Annotated in this window: 19 protein-coding genes; 8 read left to right on the top strand and 11 right to left on the bottom strand. The window is 65.2% G+C overall.

Features of this window, described 5'->3' with window-relative positions:
- Positions 1–15 precede the first annotated feature (15 nt).
- The gene (locus ACU8YE_RS12255; protein WP_232040054.1) at positions 16–324 is read right to left on the bottom strand and encodes a FeoA family protein; all 309 of its coding nucleotides are present in this window, start codon (positions 322–324) and stop codon (positions 16–18) included.
- Between the two features lie 688 nt (positions 325–1,012).
- On the opposite strand from ACU8YE_RS12255, the gene ACU8YE_RS12260 reads away from it, so the two are divergent.
- Positions 1,013–4,564 carry an EAL domain-containing protein gene (locus tag ACU8YE_RS12260; protein ID WP_446928821.1) on the top strand — a complete coding sequence of 1,184 codons (3,552 nt, stop codon included), beginning with the start codon at positions 1,013–1,015 and terminating at the stop codon, positions 4,562–4,564.
- Between the two features lie 21 nt (positions 4,565–4,585).
- Here the strand turns inward: ACU8YE_RS12260 and ACU8YE_RS12265 are convergent, their stop codons facing one another.
- Positions 4,586–6,175 (bottom strand): methyl-accepting chemotaxis protein, encoded by a 1,590-nt coding sequence (locus tag ACU8YE_RS12265; protein WP_232040052.1) that lies wholly within the window; start codon positions 6,173–6,175, stop codon positions 4,586–4,588.
- 215 nt (positions 6,176–6,390) lie between these two features.
- On the opposite strand from ACU8YE_RS12265, the gene ACU8YE_RS12270 reads away from it, so the two are divergent.
- Positions 6,391–6,642 carry a hypothetical protein gene (locus ACU8YE_RS12270; protein WP_232040051.1) on the top strand — a complete coding sequence of 84 codons (252 nt, stop codon included), beginning with the start codon at positions 6,391–6,393 and terminating at the stop codon, positions 6,640–6,642.
- A gap of 13 nt (positions 6,643–6,655) precedes the next feature.
- Here the strand turns inward: ACU8YE_RS12270 and ACU8YE_RS12275 are convergent, their stop codons facing one another.
- The 3 genes from ACU8YE_RS12275 to ACU8YE_RS12285 form a co-directional block, all read right to left on the bottom strand.
- Positions 6,656–7,477, bottom strand: a complete 822-nt coding sequence (locus ACU8YE_RS12275; protein ID WP_446928822.1) for a siderophore-interacting protein — start codon at positions 7,475–7,477, stop codon at positions 6,656–6,658.
- Positions 7,478–7,569: 92 nt separating this feature from the next.
- Positions 7,570–8,238, bottom strand: a complete 669-nt coding sequence (locus ACU8YE_RS12280) for a PadR family transcriptional regulator (RefSeq protein ID WP_316869517.1) — start codon at positions 8,236–8,238, stop codon at positions 7,570–7,572.
- 103 nt (positions 8,239–8,341) lie between these two features.
- Entirely contained in the window at positions 8,342–8,860 is a 519-nt protein-coding gene (locus tag ACU8YE_RS12285) for a MarR family transcriptional regulator (protein WP_440077481.1), read from the bottom strand.
- Positions 8,861–8,937: 77 nt separating this feature from the next.
- On the opposite strand from ACU8YE_RS12285, the gene ACU8YE_RS12290 reads away from it, so the two are divergent.
- The 3 genes from ACU8YE_RS12290 to ACU8YE_RS12300 are packed head-to-tail and all read left to right on the top strand — an operon-like array spanning position 8,938 to position 10,504.
- A complete protein-coding gene (locus tag ACU8YE_RS12290) occupies positions 8,938–9,435 on the top strand; it encodes a carboxymuconolactone decarboxylase family protein (RefSeq protein ID WP_232040047.1) in 498 nt (165 codons plus the stop codon).
- On the top strand, positions 9,432–9,881 hold the full coding sequence (locus tag ACU8YE_RS12295) for an N-acetyltransferase family protein (protein ID WP_446928823.1): 450 nt from the start codon (positions 9,432–9,434) through the stop codon (positions 9,879–9,881). Before ACU8YE_RS12290 ends, ACU8YE_RS12295 begins: the two co-directional genes overlap by 4 nt.
- On the top strand, positions 9,878–10,504 hold the full coding sequence (locus ACU8YE_RS12300) for an FMN-dependent NADH-azoreductase (RefSeq protein WP_446928824.1): 627 nt from the start codon (positions 9,878–9,880) through the stop codon (positions 10,502–10,504). Before ACU8YE_RS12295 ends, ACU8YE_RS12300 begins: the two co-directional genes overlap by 4 nt.
- A 32-nt stretch (positions 10,505–10,536) precedes the next feature.
- Here ACU8YE_RS12300 and pcp read toward each other — a convergent pair whose 3' ends face one another.
- From pcp to ACU8YE_RS12315, 3 genes are all read right to left on the bottom strand, one after another.
- Entirely contained in the window at positions 10,537–11,184 is a 648-nt protein-coding gene (gene pcp, locus ACU8YE_RS12305; protein WP_446928825.1) for a pyroglutamyl-peptidase I, read from the bottom strand.
- A 78-nt stretch (positions 11,185–11,262) separates the two neighbouring features.
- Complete coding sequence (locus ACU8YE_RS12310) at positions 11,263–11,682, bottom strand: MarR family winged helix-turn-helix transcriptional regulator (RefSeq protein WP_446928826.1); 420 nt, start codon at positions 11,680–11,682, stop codon at positions 11,263–11,265.
- An 85-nt stretch (positions 11,683–11,767) separates the two neighbouring features.
- Positions 11,768–13,366, bottom strand: coding sequence for a hypothetical protein (locus ACU8YE_RS12315; RefSeq protein ID WP_232040042.1), 1,599 nt, complete (start codon positions 13,364–13,366; stop codon positions 11,768–11,770).
- Between the two features lie 191 nt (positions 13,367–13,557).
- On the opposite strand from ACU8YE_RS12315, the gene blaOXA reads away from it, so the two are divergent.
- Both blaOXA and ACU8YE_RS12325 read left to right on the top strand, forming a co-directional pair.
- Positions 13,558–14,373, top strand: a complete 816-nt coding sequence (gene blaOXA / locus ACU8YE_RS12320) for an OXA-60 family carbapenem-hydrolyzing class D beta-lactamase (protein WP_260801315.1) — start codon at positions 13,558–13,560, stop codon at positions 14,371–14,373.
- A gap of 146 nt (positions 14,374–14,519) precedes the next feature.
- Positions 14,520–14,963 carry a hypothetical protein gene (locus tag ACU8YE_RS12325; RefSeq protein ID WP_440476501.1) on the top strand — a complete coding sequence of 148 codons (444 nt, stop codon included), beginning with the start codon at positions 14,520–14,522 and terminating at the stop codon, positions 14,961–14,963.
- A 49-nt stretch (positions 14,964–15,012) separates the two neighbouring features.
- Here the strand turns inward: ACU8YE_RS12325 and ACU8YE_RS12330 are convergent, their stop codons facing one another.
- A complete protein-coding gene (locus ACU8YE_RS12330) occupies positions 15,013–16,626 on the bottom strand; it encodes a glucan biosynthesis protein (protein WP_446928827.1) in 1,614 nt (537 codons plus the stop codon).
- A gap of 172 nt (positions 16,627–16,798) precedes the next feature.
- On the opposite strand from ACU8YE_RS12330, the gene ACU8YE_RS12335 reads away from it, so the two are divergent.
- A complete protein-coding gene (locus tag ACU8YE_RS12335; protein WP_322017863.1) occupies positions 16,799–17,965 on the top strand; it encodes a serine hydrolase domain-containing protein in 1,167 nt (388 codons plus the stop codon).
- Between the two features lie 29 nt (positions 17,966–17,994).
- On the opposite strand, the gene ACU8YE_RS12340 is transcribed toward ACU8YE_RS12335, so the two are convergent.
- Positions 17,995–18,465 (bottom strand): cyanophycin metabolism-associated DUF1854 family protein, encoded by a 471-nt coding sequence (locus ACU8YE_RS12340; RefSeq protein WP_316869728.1) that lies wholly within the window; start codon positions 18,463–18,465, stop codon positions 17,995–17,997.
- A 22-nt stretch (positions 18,466–18,487) separates the two neighbouring features.
- Positions 18,488–20,794, bottom strand: a complete 2,307-nt coding sequence (locus ACU8YE_RS12345) for a cyanophycin metabolism-associated ABC transporter (protein WP_446928828.1) — start codon at positions 20,792–20,794, stop codon at positions 18,488–18,490.
- Positions 20,795–20,936 lie beyond the last annotated feature (142 nt).

Consider the following 20,936-nt stretch of genomic DNA (forward strand, 5'->3'; position numbering starts at 1 on the left):
GCAATGGGAGGCTGGCTATGCCGCCTCGCGCACCTTGGCGGGCGGGGCCGTCTCGGGAGCGGCGATGACGGCAGCGGGTTGCGTTGCCGATTGGGCGCGCAGGCGCACGCGGGCAGCCTCCTGGCGACGCAGTGCAAAGCGGGTGAAGCCCACCTGCACGACCAGCGGATCGCCGCCAAACGGGCCGACAGCCACTACGCGCACCTCTTCGCCCGTCACGAACCCGAGTTCGCGCAGGCGTTGGCTGATGGGATCGGCGGGTTCACGATCTTCAACGTGATCCACCACCGCCGTCGCCCGGCGGGAAAGCTCGGAAAGCCGCATCGTGCGTGATCGTTAACGTAGCGTGGTACAAGCAGGGAGGCTAAATGCGAATCGTTTTCATTATAACGCAACATCCCGTGTGACGGGCTGCGGCACCCGGTCGCTGGGATGGATATTTCGGAGGACGGGTTGTTACGGAGTCAGGCGTTGTGCAGAAAGCACACGCGAAAGGCGCAGGGTGGTGAAACCCGCTGCCATGCAGGGTTTTTCCCAAATTACCCTATCCTGGGTATTGGCCTGAACGGGGGGTATTGCCTATCCTTCAACTGCGCTGAACTTCCCCGTTCAAAGCGTATTCTTGAAGCCACCGGATACCGCTATCCGGTGGCTTTTTCTATGGGCGCTTGCCGCGCACAGACGTCCCGCGCCAGACGCTGCCGGCACCGTGACTGCGAGCTCGCCTTGCTGTTGAGCGGCATCGCGGCAACGGGGGTTGGGGCACCGCTTTGCCACCACCGCTACCACCTGTCATGCCGCCTGCCACGCCGATTTGCGGCACGGTCACCTACAGACTATCCACAAGTTGCGTGCGATAGGAATTGCAAGCAAAATGCTTGCGCACTGCGTCAGCCGTCCGCCGGCACGATGCCGCAACTGCATCGTGCGCCGAGGGGATGGTCCTTGAGCCGCGCATCGTGCAACCGCAGAGTGCATTCGCTCTCCACATAAGGCTCTACCGGTCATTCAAGTGCCGAAGCACGCTTTCTTTCCCACCACGCTGCGCGGCCGCTTGCTTGCCCTGGCCGCGGTGGCCGCCTTGCCGGCCATCGTCGTGGCGATTGCCGGTGTGGCGCTTTACCGTGACCGGCTCAACGATCACCTTGCTCAGCACCTGACCCACGAAACCGAGGCCGCCGCAGCGCGGGTCGGCATGGTGCTCTCCAACGCCAATACGCTTCTCTCGGTGCTGCTTGCCGACGATTCGGCACTGCGCATGGAGCAGCAAGAGTGCAGCAGCTTCGTCAACCGCGTCTTCCATAACCAGAGCGAACTCGCGAACCTCGGCATCATCGATGCGCACCGCAAGCTGGTATGTACGCCCGACACGGCGAAGCTTGGCGTCGATCTGTCGGACCGGCCGTACCTCAACGAGATCTTGGCGACGGGCCGGCCTTCCTTGTCGACGTTCGTGACGGGGCGCGCCTCCAGCCAGGCCGTGTTGATTTCAGCGCGGCCGATGACAGGCAGCGACGGCGCGATCCGCGGCGTGGCATATGCAGCCGTGCGACAGAGCGCGTTGATTGCGGCAGCCGTGGACGGCATGCCGCAAGCGCCGGTCTATCTGGTGGATGCCGACGGCAACGTGCTGTCGACGCAGGGCACGTTGCGTGCAGCGCAAGTGCCGGCGGTGGTTCGGGGGCCGCTGCTGGCTGCAGCAGGGGAGCAGCCGGGCGAGCCGCTGCTGGTGGACGACACCGACGGCGTGCGCCGTGCCTACGCCGCCATGGTGGTGCCGCACGCGGCCGGCGGGCATTTGCGCATTGTGCGCGGTGTGGATGCCACCGATATCGTTCGCCAGCAGCGCAACGTGACGCTGGCTGGCGGCGGCGCCATCCTGCTGATGGTCGTGATGCTGCTGGCGCTGATCCAGATGGCCCTGCGACGGATGGTGATGCCCCGCATCGATGCGCTCGTGGATGCGGCACGCCACTACGCAACGGGCGATTTTTCTGCCCGCGTGCCTGAGCACGGCACCTCGCGCGATGAACTCTCGCTGCTGGAACGTACCTTCAACGAAATGCGCGCCGCCATCCAGCGCCACGACGCCACCGTTCACCGCCTGACCGAACGCTTTCAGCGCGTGGCGCGTGCCACTAACGACTGGATCTTCGACTGGGATATCGCCACCGGCGAGTCCTGGGCCAACGCCAGCCTGCATCGGCTGCTTGGCAGTGATGCGCTGCTGAGCCCCGGCGACGACGACGGCGCAGGCGGGGGTACCTCGCGCACGCTCACCTTCCACCAATTCGTCCACCCGGACGACGTCGATGCCTTCGCCAAGGAACTGCGCGCCGTACTGAATTCGGACCGCGACAGCTGGCAGCACATCTGCCGCGTGATCGATGCCAACCGTGCCACGCGCACGGTGGAAATTCGCGCGAGCCTGTATCGAGATCAGAACGGCCGCGCCGTGCGCGTGGTCGGTGGGGTGACCGACATTTCGCAGCGCTCGGCGATTGAACAAGAGCTGCGCAGCAGCGAAGCGAACTTGAGGGTAGCCGAGCAGATTGCGCTCCTGGGTAGTTGGCGCTGGGACGTGCTGCGCGACTCGACAACGTGGTCATCGGGCATGTATGTGTTGACGGGCATGCCGCTGGGCGCGCCTCCGGCCTTTGCGCAGCAGGCGCAGTTCTTTACCGCCGACAGCTATAACCGCCTGCGTGAGGCCGCCAGCCGCGCCGTGACCGAAGGTGAACCGTACGCGCTGGACCTGGAGATGATCCGCCGTGACGGCGAGCACCGCTGGGTGCTTTCGCGCGGCAACATCGAGCGCAATGATCGCGACGAGGTTGTCGCCCTGTTCGGCACCATGCAGGACATCACAGAGCGGCGCGATTCCGACGAGCAACTGCGGTTGCTGCGTCGCGTGGTCGAGTCAGTGCCGTCCGGCATTACCGTGGCCGACGCGCAGCAACCCGACCTTCCTATCGTGTATGTGAACCCGGGCTTTGAGCGCATGACGGGCTATCGCGCAGAAGAAGTGCTGGGCCGCAATGCGCGCTTCCTGCACTCGTCCGAGCCGGGGCAGCCAGCGCTCAATGAAGTGCGTGCCGCCCTGCGCGACGAAAGCGAGATCCGTGTGCTGCTGCGCAACTTCCGCAAGGACGGCCACGCGTTCCTGAACAACTTCCTGCTCTCGCCCGTGCGCGATGCCAAAGGCGCGGTCACGCATTACGTCGGCATTCAGGACGACGTGACCGAGCAGGAGATGACGCGCACGCGCCTGGCGCAGCACGCCACCATCGATTCGCTCACGGGCCTGCCCAACCGCACGCTGCTGGCCGACCGTGTGCAGCAGTCGGTGGAGATGGCCGCACGCCAGCGCAGCCGCTTCTATGTGGCGCTCGTCAATATTGATCGTTTCAAGGTCGTCAACGATAGCCTTGGCCACCTGCTGGGCGACGAGGTGCTGCGCCGTGTGGCCGAGCGCCTGCGCGATGCGGCCGATACGGTGGACACTGTGGCGCGCTTTGGCGGTGACGTATTTGCACTGGTGATCTCGCACGCGGGTTCGCGCGGTGTCGATTTCGGCTTCGACCTGTTTGCCGAGCCGGTGCGTGTGGAAGGGCACGAGGTGTTCGTGACGGCAAGCATTGGCGTGGCCGAATACCCGGCGCACGGTACAGACGCCGATAGCCTGATCCGCCATGCAGAGATGGCGATGTACTACGCCAAGCAGAACGGCCGTAATCGCCTGGAATTCTTCGCGCCCGAGATGGATATCGGCGTGTCGTACCGGCTGAACCTGGAACACCAGATTCGCGCAGCGCTGGAACAAGGCCAGTTCCGCTTGCTGTATCAGCCCCAGATCGACACAAAGACGGGCCGCGTGTGCGGGCTCGAAGCGCTGATCCGCTGGGTTCATCCGACGCGCGGGTTGCTGCCGCCGGCCGCGTTCATTCCGGTGGCCGAAGAGAGCGGGCTGATTGTCGAGATCGGCAATTGGGTCCTGACCGAGGCCGTGCAGCAGCACGCTGAGTGGCACAAGCGCGGCCTGGCCGATGACCTGACGCTGGCGGTGAACGTATCGCCGTTGCAGTTCAAGCGCGGCACCGTGCTGCCGACGTTGCTCAAGCTCCAGCGCCAATACGGCCTCGGCTCGGGCTTCCTTGAACTGGAAGTGACCGAGTCAATGCTGATGGAGGGCACCGAGCGCACCATCGAAGACCTCACTGCCATTCGGCAGCTTGGGGTGCGCATTGCCATCGACGACTTCGGCACAGGCTATTCGAGCCTGGCCTATCTGAAGCGCTTGCCAATCGACCTCATCAAGATCGATCGCGCGTTCGTCAAGGACATCGACCGCGATTCCAACGATGCCGCCATCTGCACGACCGTCGTGGTGCTTGCCCACAACCTGGGCGTGAAAGTGTGCGCAGAAGGCGTGGAAGATGCCGCGCAGTCTGCCTTCCTGACGTCGCACCAATGCGACGTGCTGCAGGGCTATTACTTCAGCGAGCCACTGTTGCCCGAGGCGGTGACGGCACTGCTAGAAAGCGACACGCGCTTCACGCTGTAAGGCGCTGCTCCTGCTGCGGCGCTAGGCGCGGAACACCGCGACGGCGTGCTTCAGATCTTCCGATTGGCGCGCCAGCACCGAGGTGGCCGCCGCGGCCTCTTCCACCAGCGTGGCGTTCTGCTGCGTGACCCCATCGAGCTGCGACACCGACGCGTTGATCTGCGCAATACCGCTGCTCTGCTCGCGCGAGCTGGCCGAGATTTCCGACATGAGCTGCGTGACGGTCTGCACCGACTGCACGATCTGCGTCATGGTGGCGCCGGCCTTGTGGACGAGGTCAACGCCGTCGCGCACGGATTGGTCGGAGGCGCGGATGATCTCCTTGCTCTGTGCTGCGGCCTGCGCGCTGCGTTGCGCGAGGCTGCGTACCTCGCCGGCGACGACCGCAAAGCCGCGGCCTTCTTCACCTGCGCGGGCGGCTTCCACAGCCGCGTTGAGCGCAAGGATGTTGGTCTGGAACGCGATGCTCTCGATGGTGGCGATGATCTCGGTCACGCGCTGGCTGTCTGCGCGGATGGCGTCCATGGTGTGCACGACGCGCTGCACGACCTGGCCGCCGTCGGCCGCGATCGTGGAGGCTTCCTCGGCAAGCGCGCTGGCGGCGCGGGCGTGGTCCGCATTCTGCGCGACCATCGATGTCAGTTCTTCCATGCTCGAAGCGGTTTCTTCCAGTGCGGCAGCCTGCTGCTCGGTGCGGGCAGAGAGGTCATGGTTGCCGGCAGAAATCTGCAGCGTGCTGTGTGCGACGTTGGCGGCGCCGTCCTGGATATCGCGCACGATGGACGACAGACTCGCGCGCATGGTGGCCATGGCGCGCATGACTTCGCCCAGTTCGTCGCTGGAACGGGCTTCAACCACGGTGGTCAGATCGCCGGCTGCCAGGCGCGTGGCCAGCATGGCGGCTTCTTCCAGCGGGCGGATGAGGGTTCGCGCAAGCAACACGCCCGACATCGTCGCCAGCCCCGCGCAACCGACGCCGGTGAGCCACAGCCAGTCGCGGCTGAACACGAGCCACGCTGCGCCATGCAGATCGGCGGCTTCCAGAGCGATGTGCGCCCACAGCGTACCGATCAGGATGGCCGACGCAATCAGTGTTTGCAGACCGATCACTTTGAAGCGCAGGCTGTCGCGCTGGAACAGATTCGCGGCGCGCCGCCAGCCTGTGCGAAGAATGCGGCCGGCGCGCACGGTGTACGACCTATCGCCCTCGTTGATGGCGGTGTAGGCGCGTTGCGCGCGCGCGATCTGCGCAGGCGTGGCCATCGAACGCACGGACGTATAACCGACCACCGCATTGTTCTGAAACACCGGCGTCACGTTGGCCAGCACCCAATAGAAACCGCCATCCTTGCGGCGGTTCTTGACGAACCCGCGCCACGGCTTGCCGGCTTGCAGCGTGGCCCACAAGTCGGCGAACGCGGCTTCGGGCATGTCCGGGTGGCGCACGAGGTTGTGCGGCGCACCGACCAGTTCTTCCTGCGAATAGCCGCTGACGCGCACGAACGCCGGATTGGCGAAGACGATGCGGCCTTTGAGGTCGGTCCGGGAGATGAGGTAGTCCGTCGGGTTGAGGGCGGTTTCGGCTTGGGTGACCGGCAGATTCTTGCGCATGGTTGTGCCGCGCTTCGTGGGCGCAGATGGACGGAAGGAGGGGCGCGCGAGAAACGCGCTTTCCTCCTTTGCATCGGCACGCCCGCGACGGGCTAAAGGTGATGCGGGCGCCGGCAGTTGATCTCGATCAAATCACAAGGCGGTGCCCAGATGGGCATGGCCGTTGCTACCTTGCTGGCAATGCGCCGTTCAGGCGCTGCAGATGGAGGAACAAGGTGCACAAGATCTGTGGAGACGTTGAAATCGTCCCGCGTGTGGTTCCCGCCGGTGGGCGGGGCTGGGAGGCGCGTGTCGAGGTGGTGTTCCGCGGCGCGGAAGGGCAATCGTTGTCGGGCTCGCAACCGGTGCGGCCCGGATGTACGTTTGGCTCGCCGCGCGAAGCGATGGACGCGGCGCTGCTTTACGGACAGCGCCTGCTGCGCGATTGGGTGCGGGGTGGCGCGCCCAGTGCCGAAGTCGCCACTTGAAGCGACTCGAAGATCAACGCGCCTCGGCCGCCTTGCGTTCTTCGCGCGAGAGCCCTGCCGTCCAGTAGCCCTTGGCGTCGATGGCGTCGCGCGGGACGGCCCAGGCGCCTTCGAGCAGCGTGCGGACTTGTTTGAGCAAGGACGCCTCGCCGGCCAGGAACACCTGCGGCGTGCCGGTCGGCATGGACTGGGCGCTGAGTGCGCCGACCATCATTGCGCCGGCGTGCGCCGTATCGCTCTCTACCCAATGGATGTTGCGGCTGCGCGGGTGGCTTGCCAAGGCGCCTTCCAGGGGCAGTCTGGCGCGAGCGTCCCCGATGGCGATGTAGGTCAGCACCTGCGCGTGCTCGGGCAATGTTTCCAGAATTGCGAAGATGGCGGGCAACGCCGTTTCATCGCCGATGAGCAGCGTCCACGGTGCAGCGGGGTCGGCGCGGAAGCCGCGCTTAGGGCCCGCAAATTCCACTTCATCGCCCGGGGCGGCGTGTTCGAGCCAGCGTGCCGCCGGGCCATGCTGCGTGGCGGGCGTTTCGTCGTGCACGACAAAATCGATTTCCAGTTCGCCGCGGGCAGGGTGATAGCGGCGGATGGTGTAAGCGCGCCCAAGCGTGCGATCGCTGCCTGCGGCATCGTGCGGAAACATCAGCTTGATGGCCGCGCCGGGCGCAGCGCTGGCCAGATCGGCGAGATCCGTAGCGGCTACGCCGGTAAACACCACGCGGCGCATGCGCGGCGACAGGGTATGGATAGCGCGCACACGCATGCGGCGTGTGGCGGGTTTGACAGAACTGAGCAGCTGCGACATGAGACCTTGTGTGCGATTGAAAGCAAACATAGATGGCTGCGAAATGAACCGACTGGACCGACGCGGTGCCCGGGCGACGAAACATCCCCCGGGGCGGCTGAACAGATGCTGCTGCTTGCCGCTTACCGCTCGCCGGTGATTTCCTTGAGGGCGCGTAGCAGGATGTCTGCCACGCGTTGCTGTTCTTCGCGCGAGGCGAAGCGTTTTTCCATGAGCGCGAACTTCAGACGCCAGCGCGCGGTGCGCAGCGGGTCGTGCCCCGTGTCCGTCCACTCGGCGGCGTTGTCGGTTTCGCGGTCGAAGGCCATGGCCTCGTTCATGCGCTTCACACGCTCGCCCATGGCGCGCAGTTGCGCGAGGATGGCATCGGCACTGTGCTGGCGCTCGGCCAGCCACGTTTCGCCTTCGGGCGTGATGCCGTAGCGCTTCTTGTTGCCCTCGGCGGTAACGGAAGCAAAGCCGTGGTCTTCCAGGTACGACAGCGCCGGATACACCATGCCCGGGCTTGGCGTGTAGAAGCCGAGCGAATGCTCTTCCACTGCCTTGATCAATTCATAGCCGTGGCGGGGCGTGCCCTTGAGCAGCGCCAGCAACACGAGCTGCAAGTCGGCCGAACTGAGCCGGCGGCCGCGCCACGGGCTACCACCGTCGTCATCGCCTTCACCGTAGCCGCCGGGGCCGCCAAAACCGCCCATGCCACGCCCGAAGCCGTGTCCGCCGTGACCGTGGCGGCCCATCATGAAGTGTTTTGCAATCCACATTTTGTGGTGATGTCCGAACCAACCGCGCATTGTCATTCTCCTGAAGAACATCATCAGATATATCGTAAGATACATCGGATGATAGTGGCAGCCGTCCAGAAGTCAAGGACAGCGGAGAAAAATGACGTGCGAATCAGGGGGCGGGTTTGTCGCTGCCGAGTGTTGCGACGTGTACAAGCCAACGCCGCACGATCTCTTCTTCCTTGGCCGAGAACCCTTCCAGCAAGTCCTGCTCGATGCCGCCGGAGCGTTCTCGGCACGCTGCAAGCAGGGCAGAGCCCTCCGTTGTGACGTCGATGTGCTGGATTCGGCCGTGCACGGCGTGGGGCCGGCGGGTGATGGCGCCGCTGCGCTCCAGGTTGGTGACGATCACGCTCACCGTCTGGGGTGTGAGCATGGTCAACCGGGCGAGGTCGGCATTCGAGATGCCCGGGTAGGCCCGGAGCATCGTGAGCACCAGGAATTGCGGCAGCGTGACACCCACGTCGGCCATGGCCCGCTCCATGCGGAGCCGGTGCGCGGCGCTGGCCTGGCGCAGCAGATAGCCAAGATAGCCTTCTTCGCCGCGCTTGCCCTGTCCGGGCTCGGGGATGGAGGGCGAGGTGCGGGGCGGGTCGCTTTCCTTGCCGGCGGTAGGGGTGCGCTTGCTCATGATGTCAGAGTTCGAATATGATGTTCGAGCACTGATATTACCATTCCTCCAACCCGGGCCTTTAACAGGAGCCAGACATGGAAGATCTCTCCCCTCGCATGGATTACTCGGAATTTGTCGACACCGCCGTCGGCGTGGCCCCGGCGTTGCAGGCGCTTGGCAAGGCAGTCGATGCCTCAGGGCTGGAAAAGCCGCTGACCGAGCTCGTCAAGCTGCGTGCGTCGCAAATCAACGGATGCGCGTTCTGCGTGCAGTTCCACCTGAACCTGGCGCGCAAGCTGCGCGTGGCGCCGGCCAAGCTCGATCTGGTGGCGGTCTGGCGCGACACGCCGGCGGTTTTCACGCCTCGCGAGCGTGCCGCGCTGGCCTGGACGGAAGCGCTGACCACCCTGGCCCGCGCCGCCGACCACGGCGTGGAAGATCACGAATACGACGCCGTGCTCCAGCATTTCTCCAGGACGGAAGTCGCGTTCCTCACGGCCGCCGTCGCCAACATCCAGGCGTGGAACCGTATTGCCGTCGCGATGCGCTTTGCGCCGCAGGTGCCGGCCGCCGTGGCCGCAGAGGAAGCATGACCATGGACACCATCCGCCCCATCGAAGACGAAGCCGCGTTGCGTGCGTGCTTTCCCGTCATGCATCAACTGCGGCCGCATCTTGCCGACGCCGACGAGCTGGCCGCGCGCTGGCGCCGGCAGGTGGAAGACGGCTATCGCCTCATCGCCGTCTGGCGCGATGGCGTGCCGGTTGCGCTGGCGGGGTATCGGCAGCAGGAGAACCTCGTCTACGGTCCGTTCATGTATGTCGACGATCTGGTGACCGATGCCAACCTGCGCAGCAGCGGCCTCGGCAACGTGCTGATGGACCACCTCAAGGCCGAAGCCGAGTGCCTGGGCTGTGCACGGCTCGTGCTCGACACGCCGCTGTCCAACGTGCTCGGCCATCGCTTCTACTATCGCAATGGGCTGCTCGCAGGTGCTTTGCGCTTTGGCATGAACATGCAACCCGGGGCTGCACGATGACAACGTTGCTGCACGTGACCGTGAGCCCGCGCGACGATCGCTCGCACAGCCGGCGTGGCGCGCAATTGGTGATTGCACAATTGGCTGAAGCCGTCGGTAGCCTGCGCATCATCGAGCGCGACCTGGCGGCGACACCGCTGCCGCATCCGGATGCCGGCTTTGTCGAGGCCAGCCTCATGCCCGATGTCGACCGCACTGCAGCGCATCGCGCCGCGCTGGCGTTGTCGGAAACGTTGATCGGCGAGCTGGAAGCGGCGGATGCCGTGCTGATCTCCACGCCGGTGCACAACTACACGGTGCCTTCGGCGTTGAAGGCGTGGATCGATCTGGTAGTGCGGCCCGAGCGCACGTTCCGCCGCACGCCCACGGGCAAGGTGGGCATGCTGACCGATCGCTCGGTGCTGGTGGTGTCTGCTTCCGGCGGCAACTTTGATGGTGCCCACGCGCAGACCGATTTCCTGATGCCGTATCTGCGTTATGTGTTTGCTACGGTGGGCATCCGTCAGGTCGAAGGCATCCGCTTGCAGAACACGGCACGCGGTGCCGATTCCGCCATGCGGACCTTGGAAGGCTTCCGACAGGAGCTGGCTGCGCGGATGTTGTTGATGCCGCTGGTGGCCTGATTGCATCAGGCCCGACCGCGGTGTTGCGCGTGTCAGTGGACGGCCCCGCCGCTGACCTTCAGGTCTGCCCGCATGGCCAGCGCTGTACGCACCGCCAGACGGATCCGCTCGATTTGCGTATCGATCGCCAGGCTCGGCCGGCCCGCGTGCCGCGCCGCCAGCTCGGGCGTGGTCGGCACGTGGATGAAGCCGCCGCGCACATGCGGCGCACGCGTGGCAATGTGGTGCATCAAACCGTAGAACAGGTGGTTGCAGTTGTAGGTGCCTGCACTTTGCGACACGCCTGCCGGCACGCCCGCCTCGCGCAGCGTTTGCACGATCGCCTTGATCGGCAGCGTTGAAAAATACGCCGCCGGCCCATCGGGCACCACGGGCGTATCGACGGGCTGATTGCCCGCGTTGTCCGGAATGCGTGCATCGATCACGTTGATGGCCACGCGCTCCACCGATATCTCCGTTCGGCCCGTGGCCAACCCGAGCGCGAAAACCAACGTGGGCGACGTTTCCTCGATCGCGTTGACCAATGTTTCGTTGGCGAGACCAAACACACACGGCAACTGCCGCGCCACGATGACCGCGTCATCCACCTGCGTGCCGTCGAGTGCCTGCGCGATGTCCCACGAAGGGTTGGTGGGGTCGGATTCAAACGGCTCGATGCCGGTGACGAGAACGGTAGCCATGCGGGCGCTCCTCGGTTATATCCGTAGTGATGCAACTATTTGCCGATCAAAAAGGCGGCAATGACCGCCCCGTTTTTCTTACGTGTTCAGTGCACTCCGAACGTCGCGGATGGCCTGCACCGTATCGTCGAACGCGCTTGCGCCGACATGCTTGCGCAAGCGCCGCGCAACCTTGGCGCTGGCGCCTTGCAGCGCGTCTTCTACTGCACGGGCCGCCTCCGTGGGGAACAGGTTCCACTCGCGACCGTCCTCTGCGGACGGCTGGCGCTCCACCAGATTCTTGGCGACCAAGCCATCGACAAGACGCGTGGCCGTGGGCCGCGCAATGCCCAGCACTTCGGCCAGTTCGCGGTTGAGCACGCCGGGCCGCTTGAGCACCGCGCGCAGCACAAAGCCTTGCGGCGGCGTCAGGCCGAAGGGTGCGTACGCTGCCGCCCATTCGCGTTCAACGGAGCGCGCCAGCGCGGTGGTGTTGAAGTACAGGCAGTGATCAAACATGTGCGGCAGTCTAGCGACGGATCGTTAGGGATGCAATGAATTTATCCGCCCATCGATCTGCTCAAGGTGCGGCTTGGGGTGCGGATCAGGGTGGTGCTTCCGCCATCTGCGTCAGCTGCTTCAGCGCCTGGACGAAGTACGCCCGATCGTGCGGCGCCAAGTCCTGCATGGCTTGCGAGAGGCGCTCCATCGTTGTGCGGGCGATGACGTGATCGCCGTCTGCGTGTGAAAACCACGCCAGCTCCAGCAGCAGGCCGCTCACCTGCACATGGCCGTAGCGATGACGGCCGCTGTCGTGTTCGCGCAGGCGCAGTGCGGCCACATCGGTCCAGCGCTGCGGCCAGTAGCGCGAGTCAAATGCTTCTGCAAATGGGCCGGCCTGCGTGCGGAGGTCGGCCAACGTGAGTGCAGCCCGACGTGTGTCGGCGCGTGCAATGCGCATCAGCGCGATGGCGTTCCACGCCGATTGCAGCGGCCCACCGTTGCGCAGCGCTTGCCATTCGCTCATGGCCAGCCAGCGGACGGCATCGACCGTGCCGTCGGCATGCGCAGAGTTGCCAAGCACATCGCGCAGCAGCCAGCACGTCATGCCGAGGTTGGCGGCAACTTGCTGCACCGCGTCGGACGCCTGGCTTTCCAGTGCGGCAGCCAGCGCGGTTTCGAATTGCGCGACGATGCGCTGTGCGGCCTGGGCGCGTAGGTCCAATGCAAGGCCATCGGCATCGGCGTAGAGCAGGCGGGCGCGCTCAATGAGGGCGCTGAGGTTGTTCCATTCGAAGCGGATCTGTGGGTGATAGCGCAGCAGGCTGCGGCCGGGCTCGGCATCGGCCAGACGGGCGAGCAGGCCGGCGGCGAGGTCGAGGTCGCGGCGGTCATACGCACACCATGCGGTGACGATGCGCTCCATGGCGGCGAGGAAATCGTTACCGAGTACATGGCGCTGCCGGCGGTGCGCGCGCAGTTGCGAGAGCAGGGCGCTGGCGCGTGTGGAGTCGCCCAGGCGGCGTGCGGCCATTGCCTCGCCCAGGGTGACGAGGGCGCGTTGGAAGTCGTTGTCGGCGGCGTCACTGGCGTGGCGCAGCGCGAGCAGGGCGCCGCCCCGCTCGGTGTCGGACGCGCCGGTGCTGGCGCCCAGCGCATGCAGCAGACGGCCTTCGCGCATGGCGTGGCGCGCGGTCAGAAAGGCGTGCCAGAACGCGGGGTTGGGCGTGCCAGGCGCCGGGCCGGACAGCGCGCTGGCATTGGCTTCGGTGGTGTTGTCCGTGCTGCCATCCGGCGCGGCAATCCCGAGGAAGGCACGCACATCGGCATCATCGGCAATGCGCCCTTCAACCACGCAGACCACGCGCTCTGCGTCTTCGGGGGTGAGCCAGAAGGGCCCTTGGCTGCGCTTGTCTGCGTTGAGAAAGCGCGGCTCGCGATCGCGCGACTCGCCCCAGCCGGCCTGCACGCCCCAGTTCTGCCAGTCGCGAAAGGCGCGGCTGATCATCATGCGCTGCGTGCTGGCGTCCGATACGGCGCCGCGCAGGTCGGCCAGGCGCACCAGCGGTTGTTCCGGCGACAGACGGTGCGCGTAGGCAAGCCGCACCAGCAGCCACAGGCTCTGGAACGGCGCACGCCGGCCGTCGACGGTTTGCGGTGTGGTCAGCTCGACATGGAGGGCGGGCAGGGCAGGCAGTGTCATGCAGGCAATCAGGCGAAGCGAAACGTGGCGCCATTGTGCGCCAAGCCCCCTGTTACAGGAGTTACGCGCGTGACGTGCGGCGAGGTGGGTGCGCTGGTGGTGGCACGGCGCGCTCCCTACGATGCGCAGCGCCGGCTCATCCGCGTGTCGAGGGTTGCCGGCAGCCAATCACTCAATTCAAGGAGCTTTCCATGTTCTCTCGCTGGTCGAAGACCTTCGCGTTTGCCCTCACGGCCTGCGCCGTTGCTATGAGCACCGCCACGGCCCACGCCGAGCTGGTCGTACGCAATGACCTCAAGCGCGTGTTCGACGATGCCGGCGTCTCCGGCACCTTCGTGCTGATGGATATCAGCGCCGACCGCACCTATGTCGTCGATCCGGCGCGCGCCGCGCGGCGCATCCATCCGGCATCGACGTTCAAGATTCCGAACAGCCTGATCGCCTTCGACACCGGCGCTGTGCGCGACGATCACGAAGTGCTGCCCTACGGCGGCAAGCCGCAGGCCTACAAGCAGTGGGAGCACGACATGGCGTTGCCCGAGGCGATTCGCCTGTCGGCCGTGCCGATCTACCAGGAGGTGGCGCGCCGCGTCGGCTTTGAGCGCATGCAGGCCTACGTTGATGCGTTCGACTACGGCAACCGCCAGCTCGGCAGCGTGATCGACCAATTCTGGCTGCGCGGCCCGCTGGAGATTTCCGCGTTTGAAGAAGCACGCTTCACCAGCCGCATGGCGCTCAAGCAATTGCCGGTGAAGCCGCGCACGTGGGACATGGTCCACCGCATGTTGTTGATCGAGCAGCAGGGCGATGCCGCGCTGTACGCCAAGACGGGCGTTGCCACGGAATACCAGCCGCAGATCGGCTGGTGGGTCGGCTGGGTGGAGCGTGCAGGCCACGTGTATGCGTTCGCACTGAACATCGATATGCCACGCGAGGGCGACATGGCCAAGCGTATTCCGCTGGGCAAGCAGTTGATGCAGGCGCTGGAGGTGTGGCCGGCGCCGTGAGAGGGCATCTGCGGGCTTCGCCGTCTGACCCGCAATCAGGGATGCCCGCAATCCACAATGAGATTGATCCTGAGGACGATGAAAATCGTAAAAAACTATTGCGCCGGTCTGCCGGAAGGCGGCGGATGCGCACATCGAGGGTCCTCATGTTCAAGGTTGACAAGGCAACGGCGGTCGCCATGGTGGCCGCCCTCGGCGCGAGTAGCGCGCTTGCGGGCGGTAGCCAGGACGGCGTGATTCATTTCACGGGCGCCATCGTCGAGGCAGGGTTTCGCGTGCAGTCGGTACAGCGGTCAACCGGCGCGGAAAATGCAGTGCAGGCGCGTGCGTCCGCGGCTGGCGATCAGGTGGTACTGGAGTTTCATTCGCCGGCGATGCGCGTCGTACCGGTTGATGTATCGGTGGAGGCGTGCGCGGCATCGTCGCTCAAGCCCTTGCGTGTGGGCGATGCACGCGGCAAGGCGGACGTCCTGGCCAAATACGGCGGCTTCAAGGCCAACCTGCTGACGGCAAACAACGGCACGCTGACCTTGTCGCGGGCGACGGGGGCGGAACCAGCACTGGCTGTGGTGACACTGTCTTACCAGTAATGAAAAAGGCGGGAATCCCCGCCTTATTTGTCGACCGCCGCGATGGCGTTTACGACGCCACCGGCCCCACCGGCGATTGGAAGGGGTGGTATTGGTACAGCCACGTTTCCGACAGCGGCTTGCCATCCACACGCAGGAACAGCCGCATATCCACCGGCTCCTTCCCGTCGACTGTCAGATCGAACTGCGCACGCCAGTGGCCCGGCACGCCATTCGGCACGGCTTCGGTAAACACATACGAGAACGTGCCGCGCGAGGTGCTCAGCACGGCCTCTGGCTTGGTGCCGAAGGGCAATTTCTCCAGCGGGCCGCCCTTGAACTCAACCATGAACTTGCGCACGCCGTGCGGACGCGGCTGGCCCGGTTGGCCGCCGTTACCCATGCGCGTGGCCACGCAGCGCGCCAGTTGCGTCGGATACGGCTCGTCGGCCAGCCAGTGCAGGCGATAGCGCAGACGGTATTGGCTGCCCGCGCGCGCCGGGGCCTTCGGCACCCACATGGCGACGATGTTGTCGTGGATCTCGTCGTCGGTCGGGATCTCGATGAGCTGCACGGCGCCTTCGCCCCAGCCTTCCAGCGGCTCCACCCACAGGCTCGGACGGCGCTCGTAATGCACGCCGTCCTGGTAGTTGTTGAAATCGCGGTCGCGCTGCAGCAGGCCGAAGCCGCGCGGGTTGTTGTCCCCAAAGGCAGACGCCATCGTGCGCGGCGGATCGTTCAGCGGGCGCCAGATGCGTTCGCCGCTGCCGGTCCACAGGGCCAGGCCGTCGGAGTCATGCACTTCGGGGCGCCAATCGGTGGCCGTGCCCTTGGCGGTTTCCGAGAACCAGTACATCGACGTGGCCGGCGCGATGCCGAAACGGTCCACGTCCTTGCGCAGGAAGATGGCCGTGTCGATGTCCATCACCACGCCCTTCGTGCGGTGCATTACGAAGCGGTACGCACCGGTGATGCTCGGGCCGTCGAGCAGGGTGTAGATCGTCACGGAATCGGCGCGGTTGTCTGCCGGCGTGTCGAACCACACGTGCGTGAAGTTGGGGAATTCTTCGGGCTTGCCGGCCTGCGCCACGTCGAGCGCAATGCCGCGTGCGGACAGCCCGTACTGGTACAGCTCGCCGATGGCGCGGAAGTACGACGCGCCCAGGAAGGCAACCCAATCGTTCTTTTTCCAGTCGAGTTTTTTCTGATCGCCCAGGCGGCTTTCCTGGAAGCGGAAGCCGGCAAAGCCGCTGCCGCGCGGCAGCTTGCGCGCCGGGCTGTCGGCGGGCATGTCGAAATACGATTCGTCGTAGACGACCTCGCGTGCGGCACCTTTTTCCACCACGTGCATGCGCACCGGCGCGCGGAAGAACGTCCCCAGGTGGAAGAACGTCACCGGAAACTGGCCGGGACCGTCGGCAAAGAGCGCGTGGGCGGTGTCGAACTTGATCTTGCCGTGCGCCTCGTAATCGATCTTGGACAGGATGTCAGCCGGTGCCGTGGCGGGCGGCGTGTAAGGCTTGCTGGCCATCGAGCGGGCGCGTTCGATCAGCGCATCGAATGAGAACGGCGCGGCATCGCCGAGCTTGACGCGATTGGCGGCCAGCGCTTCGGGCGTGATGCCGAGCGCCGCCAGCGTGGCGGTAACGGACGCGGAGGCAAGAAGGGTTCGACGTGTGACCATAGGTGCCTGTGATGTGACTGATGAATAAGAAGGGTCCGACATGGTAACGCGGCCCCAGGTTCCGACACGGGCTGAACACTCCCCCGGATGGCCGATCCAGCGCCGTTCGGACGCCCAAATCGACCATTCATCGCAGAGCGTTTGACCTTTCAAGTGCCGGTTACGATACTTGATGACACATCAAACGGGGGCTGGGATGACGCTACGAGTGCGCAGCATCGGCATCGCTTTGGCATTGGTTTGCGCGGTAGGCGGCGCCCAGGCAGCGCCCTGCGACGCGCCAGCCCAGTTGAACGACGGCTGGCAGACCGAAGCCGACCCCGCCGCAGCCGGCTTCGATGCCGGCCAACTCTGCGCCGTCCTGCGCGGTTTTGCCGACGCCGATATCAACTTCCACAGCCTGCTCGTGGTGCGCCATGGCCATCTGGTGGCGGAGGTCTATCACGCCGGCAAAGATGAGCGCGTGAAGGATCTGTTCCGCACCGCGCGCACGTTCGACGCCAGCACGCTCCACGACATCCGCTCGATCAGCAAATCGGTGACGAGCCTGCTGTGGGGCATTGCGCAAGGGCAGGGGAAGATGCCGCCGCTCGACACGCCAGTGCTGTCGCTGTTTCCCGGGCTGGCCGATCTGAATCGCGATGGCCGCGAGGCGATTACGCTTTCGCAGATGCTGTCGATGTCCAGCGGCCTTGCCTGGAACGAATGGCGTGCGACAAGCTTTCTGAACAACGACGAGTTCGGACTGTTCTGGCACACGTCTCAGGCGCATTACGTGTTCGACCGCCCGATGGCGGCGCCGGCTGGCACGCAGTTCAATTACAACGGCGGCAACACGGCGGTACTGGCGCAATTGCTGACAGAGCGCGTGGGCATGTCGTTGCCGGAGTACGCGCGCACGCAACTGTTCGAACCGCTGGGCATCACCGACTGGGAATGGGTGGACGACTACCGTGGCCGCCCGCTGGCGTTTGCCGGCGTGCGCCTGCGCCCCCGAGATTTGGCGCGCATCGGACAGCTCGTGCTGCAGCACGGCCAATGGAATGGGCGGCAGATTGTGCCTGCGGAGTGGATTGCCGAATCAACACGCCCGCACATCGATACCGGAATGGACCTGCAGTACGGCTATCAGTGGTGGCTCGGCAAGGTGGTGGCCGGCGGCACCGAACAGGCGTGGATCGGTGGCATCGGCAACGGCGGCCAGCGTCTGTGGATCGTGCCGGGGCTCGACATGGTGATGGTCACCACGGCGGGCGATTACAACCAGCGGGCCAGCTGGAAACAGGCTGAAAACCTACTCGAGCAAGTCATGACGGCCGTGCGGCCATCACCCCGGTAACGGCTGCGCGGCTGCCCGGCTCAACGGGTTTACAGGAACCGGTCGAGGATCTTGCGGCTGTGCTTGTCGAGCGCCAGCAGATCGCGGATCAGGTAGTGGATGCCGTGGCTGTCGGAGATGAGCAGCGTGGTGCCGGTCAGGCGGCGGATGTCTTCTTCGCCGCGCAGCACGAGGTCGGTCTGGCCGCGGTCGGTCTGTACCGTCCACGTGCTGGGCGTGGCGTAGGTCGATACGCCGACGATCTTGCGGATCTCGGGCATGAATTCACGCGCGCCGAGTTCGGCTTCGATCAACGTGCGCATGGGCGCCGGCAGCGCTGCCGGCTGCGTGATCCATGCCAGCTCACGGCCGTCGGTGCTCATCAGGCTCAAGCCCTCGTCGACGGCGGAGATGGGGAACGCGCGCACGGGCACCACGCCTTCATGCACGGTGCCGTCGGCCAGGGTCATCACAAGCTTGCCAAAGCCGTTGCGGCTCAGGGAGAAATCGGGCGTTTGCATCGCAGTCATTTCAAATAGCGGTTCACTGCGCGTAAGCCGGCGCGGCGGCGTCCACGCGCTCGCCGTCGCTGGTCAGATCGGTGTCGGCGTCGACATTGCGGGCCTGCGCCTGATAGAGCTTGTAGTAAGCCCCTTCGCGCGCGAGCAACTCATCGTGGTTGCCCACTTCGACAATCTGGCCGCGATCCATGACGACCAGGCGATCCGCCTTGCGCAGCGTCGACAAACGGTGCGCGATGGCGATGGTCGTACGCCCTTGCACAAGGTTGTCGAGCGCCTTCTGGATTTCCTTCTCGGTCGTCGTGTCCACGGACGATGTGGCCTCGTCCATGATCAGGATGCGCGGGTTGATGAGCAGCGCGCGCGCAATCGAAATACGCTGGCGTTCGCCGCCCGACAGCGCCTGGCCGCGTTCGCCCACCAGCGAGTCGTAGCCGTGCGGCAGGCGCAGGATGAATTCGTGTGCATGGGCGGCACGCGCGGCGGCAATGATCTCTTCGCGCGTGGCGTCGGGTTTGCCGTAGGCGATGTTGTCGGCAATCGTGCCGAAGAACAGGAACGGCTCCTGCAGCACCAGGCCGATGTTGCGGCGGAATTCCGAGACGGGCAGCGAGCGGATGTCGGTGCCGTCCAGGCGGATCGCGCCTTCCGATACATCGTAGAAGCGGCAGATCAGGTTCACGAGCGTGCTCTTGCCCGAGCCGCTGTGCCCGACCAGCCCGATCATCTCGCCCGGCTGGATCGACAGGTTCAGGCCGCGGATCACCGCGCGGTTGCCGTAACGGAAGCCCAGGTCGCGCAGCTCGATCGCGCCGTTCACCTTCTCGATGTGCACGGGCTTGGCCGGCTCCGGCACGCTCGATACGTGGTCGAGAATGTCGAAGATGCGCTTGGCACCGGCCGCCGCCTTCTGCGTGACGGACACGATGCGGCTCATGGAATCCAGACGTGTGTAGAAGCGGCTGATATAGGTCAGGAACGCCACCAGCACACCGACGGTAATGGCGTCGTGGCTCACCTGCCAGATGCCGAAGATCCACACCACCAGCAGCCCGACTTCGGTCAGCAGCGTGACGGTCGGGGTAAACAGCGACCACACCGCGTTGACGCGATCGTTGATCGCCAGGTTGTGCTTGTTGGCCTCGGCAAAGCGCGTCACTTCGCGCTTTTCCTGGGCAAAGGCCTTGACCACGCGGATACCCGGGATGGTATCGGCCAGTACGTTGGTGATTTCCGACCAGATCCGGTCGATCTTCTCGAAGCCGTGGCGCAGGCGGTCGCGCACCAGGTGGATCATCCACGCGATGAACGGCAGCGGCACCAGCGTGACGAGCGCCAGCCACGGATCGATCGAGACCAGGATGACGGCCGTCATCGCAATCATCAGCACATCGGTGGCGAAGTCGAGCAGGTGCAACGACAGGAACACGCTGATGCGGTCGCTTTCCGAGCCGATGCGCGCCATGAGGTCGCCGGTGCGCTTGCCGCCGAAGTATTCGAGCGACAGCTTGAGCAGGTGCTCGTAGGTGGTCGTGCGCAGGTCGGCGCTGATGCGCTCGGACACGCGCGCCAGGAGATAGGTGCGCGCCCAGCCCAGCACCCACGCCACCAGTGCGGCGCCAAACAGGCCCGACAGGTAGAGCGTGACCAGGCGGTAATCGACGGGTTGCCCGTTCTGATAGGGGATCAGCACCTTGTCCATCAAGGGCATCGTCAGGTACGGCGGCACCAGGGTAGCGGCCGTGCCGATCAGCAGCAGGGCGAAGCCGGCCAGCAATTCCCACCGATACGGCCGGGCAAAGCGCCACAGGCGCAGCAGCGCCCAAGTCGAGGGCGGCTGCTCCACTTCACGGCTGCATTGCGGGCAGTTATCTTCGCCGGGCGGGAGGGGCGCCTTACAGGTGGGGCAGACCTCCGCGTCGGGCTGTGCGGCCTGGGCGCCGGTGGCCAGGGCGTTGCGCTGGGCGTCGAAGGCGTCGGCCAGGCGCAGGGCGTCGGTGTTGTGGCCCAGCGTGTAACGCCAGCTTGCCAGCCGGCGCTGTCCGTCGGACAGCTCGAGCGTGCCCACGCCGGCGTGGTCGCTGTGGGCAAGTGTCATGCCGGGGGCGATATCCCAGCTTTGCAAATCCTTTTCACCAGGCGCCTGGCAGACCAGGCGGCGGTTCGTAACAACCAGCCACCCGTGGGTAAAATGCAGCCTTGCGTCCAAATCCAGCTGCAACCCGGCCTGGACGGATTCTTCTGGAGCGAGGCTTGATCCCAGCGCGACACTCCAGGGTTCCTGAGCGCGGGCGACGGTGGGGGCGGACGATGGGGAGGACTGGGTCATCAGTGGCGCAAAGAATTCAAAAAGCGCGTCCAAATGGCCAAAAAACAGCCCAAAACGGGAAAAGGACGAACATAAATCGAGGCAAGAGCGTGGCGTCGCAATTGTTGCGGCCTGCAAATTTTGCTCGCAAGTATACATAGCC

It is taken from the genome of Ralstonia sp. VS2407, from assembly GCF_052950655.1.

Excerpts from the sequence above, each read along its gene's own strand:
- ACU8YE_RS12255 (WP_232040054.1), bottom strand. The coding sequence starts at position 324 with ATGCGGCTTTCCGAGCTTTCCCGCCGGGCGACGGCGGTGGTGGATCAC.
- ACU8YE_RS12265 (WP_232040052.1), bottom strand. The coding sequence starts at position 6,175 with ATGCGCAAGAATCTGCCGGTCACCCAAGCCGAAACCGCCCTCAACCCG.
- ACU8YE_RS12275 (WP_446928822.1), bottom strand. The coding sequence starts at position 7,477 with ATGTTTGCTTTCAATCGCACACAAGGTCTCATGTCGCAGCTGCTCAGT.
- ACU8YE_RS12280 (WP_316869517.1), bottom strand. The coding sequence starts at position 8,238 with ATGCGCGGTTGGTTCGGACATCACCACAAAATGTGGATTGCAAAACAC.
- ACU8YE_RS12285 (WP_440077481.1), bottom strand. The coding sequence starts at position 8,860 with ATGAGCAAGCGCACCCCTACCGCCGGCAAGGAAAGCGACCCGCCCCGC.
- ACU8YE_RS12290 (WP_232040047.1), top strand. The coding sequence starts at position 8,938 with ATGGAAGATCTCTCCCCTCGCATGGATTACTCGGAATTTGTCGACACC.
- ACU8YE_RS12295 (WP_446928823.1), top strand. The coding sequence starts at position 9,432 with ATGACCATGGACACCATCCGCCCCATCGAAGACGAAGCCGCGTTGCGT.
- ACU8YE_RS12300 (WP_446928824.1), top strand. The coding sequence starts at position 9,878 with ATGACAACGTTGCTGCACGTGACCGTGAGCCCGCGCGACGATCGCTCG.
- pcp (WP_446928825.1), bottom strand. The coding sequence starts at position 11,184 with ATGGCTACCGTTCTCGTCACCGGCATCGAGCCGTTTGAATCCGACCCC.
- ACU8YE_RS12310 (WP_446928826.1), bottom strand. The coding sequence starts at position 11,682 with ATGTTTGATCACTGCCTGTACTTCAACACCACCGCGCTGGCGCGCTCC.
- ACU8YE_RS12315 (WP_232040042.1), bottom strand. The coding sequence starts at position 13,366 with ATGACACTGCCTGCCCTGCCCGCCCTCCATGTCGAGCTGACCACACCG.
- blaOXA (WP_260801315.1), top strand. The coding sequence starts at position 13,558 with ATGTTCTCTCGCTGGTCGAAGACCTTCGCGTTTGCCCTCACGGCCTGC.
- ACU8YE_RS12325 (WP_440476501.1), top strand. The coding sequence starts at position 14,520 with ATGTTCAAGGTTGACAAGGCAACGGCGGTCGCCATGGTGGCCGCCCTC.
- ACU8YE_RS12330 (WP_446928827.1), bottom strand. The coding sequence starts at position 16,626 with ATGGTCACACGTCGAACCCTTCTTGCCTCCGCGTCCGTTACCGCCACG.
- ACU8YE_RS12335 (WP_322017863.1), top strand. The coding sequence starts at position 16,799 with ATGACACATCAAACGGGGGCTGGGATGACGCTACGAGTGCGCAGCATC.
- ACU8YE_RS12340 (WP_316869728.1), bottom strand. The coding sequence starts at position 18,465 with ATGCAAACGCCCGATTTCTCCCTGAGCCGCAACGGCTTTGGCAAGCTT.
- ACU8YE_RS12345 (WP_446928828.1), bottom strand. The coding sequence starts at position 20,794 with ATGACCCAGTCCTCCCCATCGTCCGCCCCCACCGTCGCCCGCGCTCAG.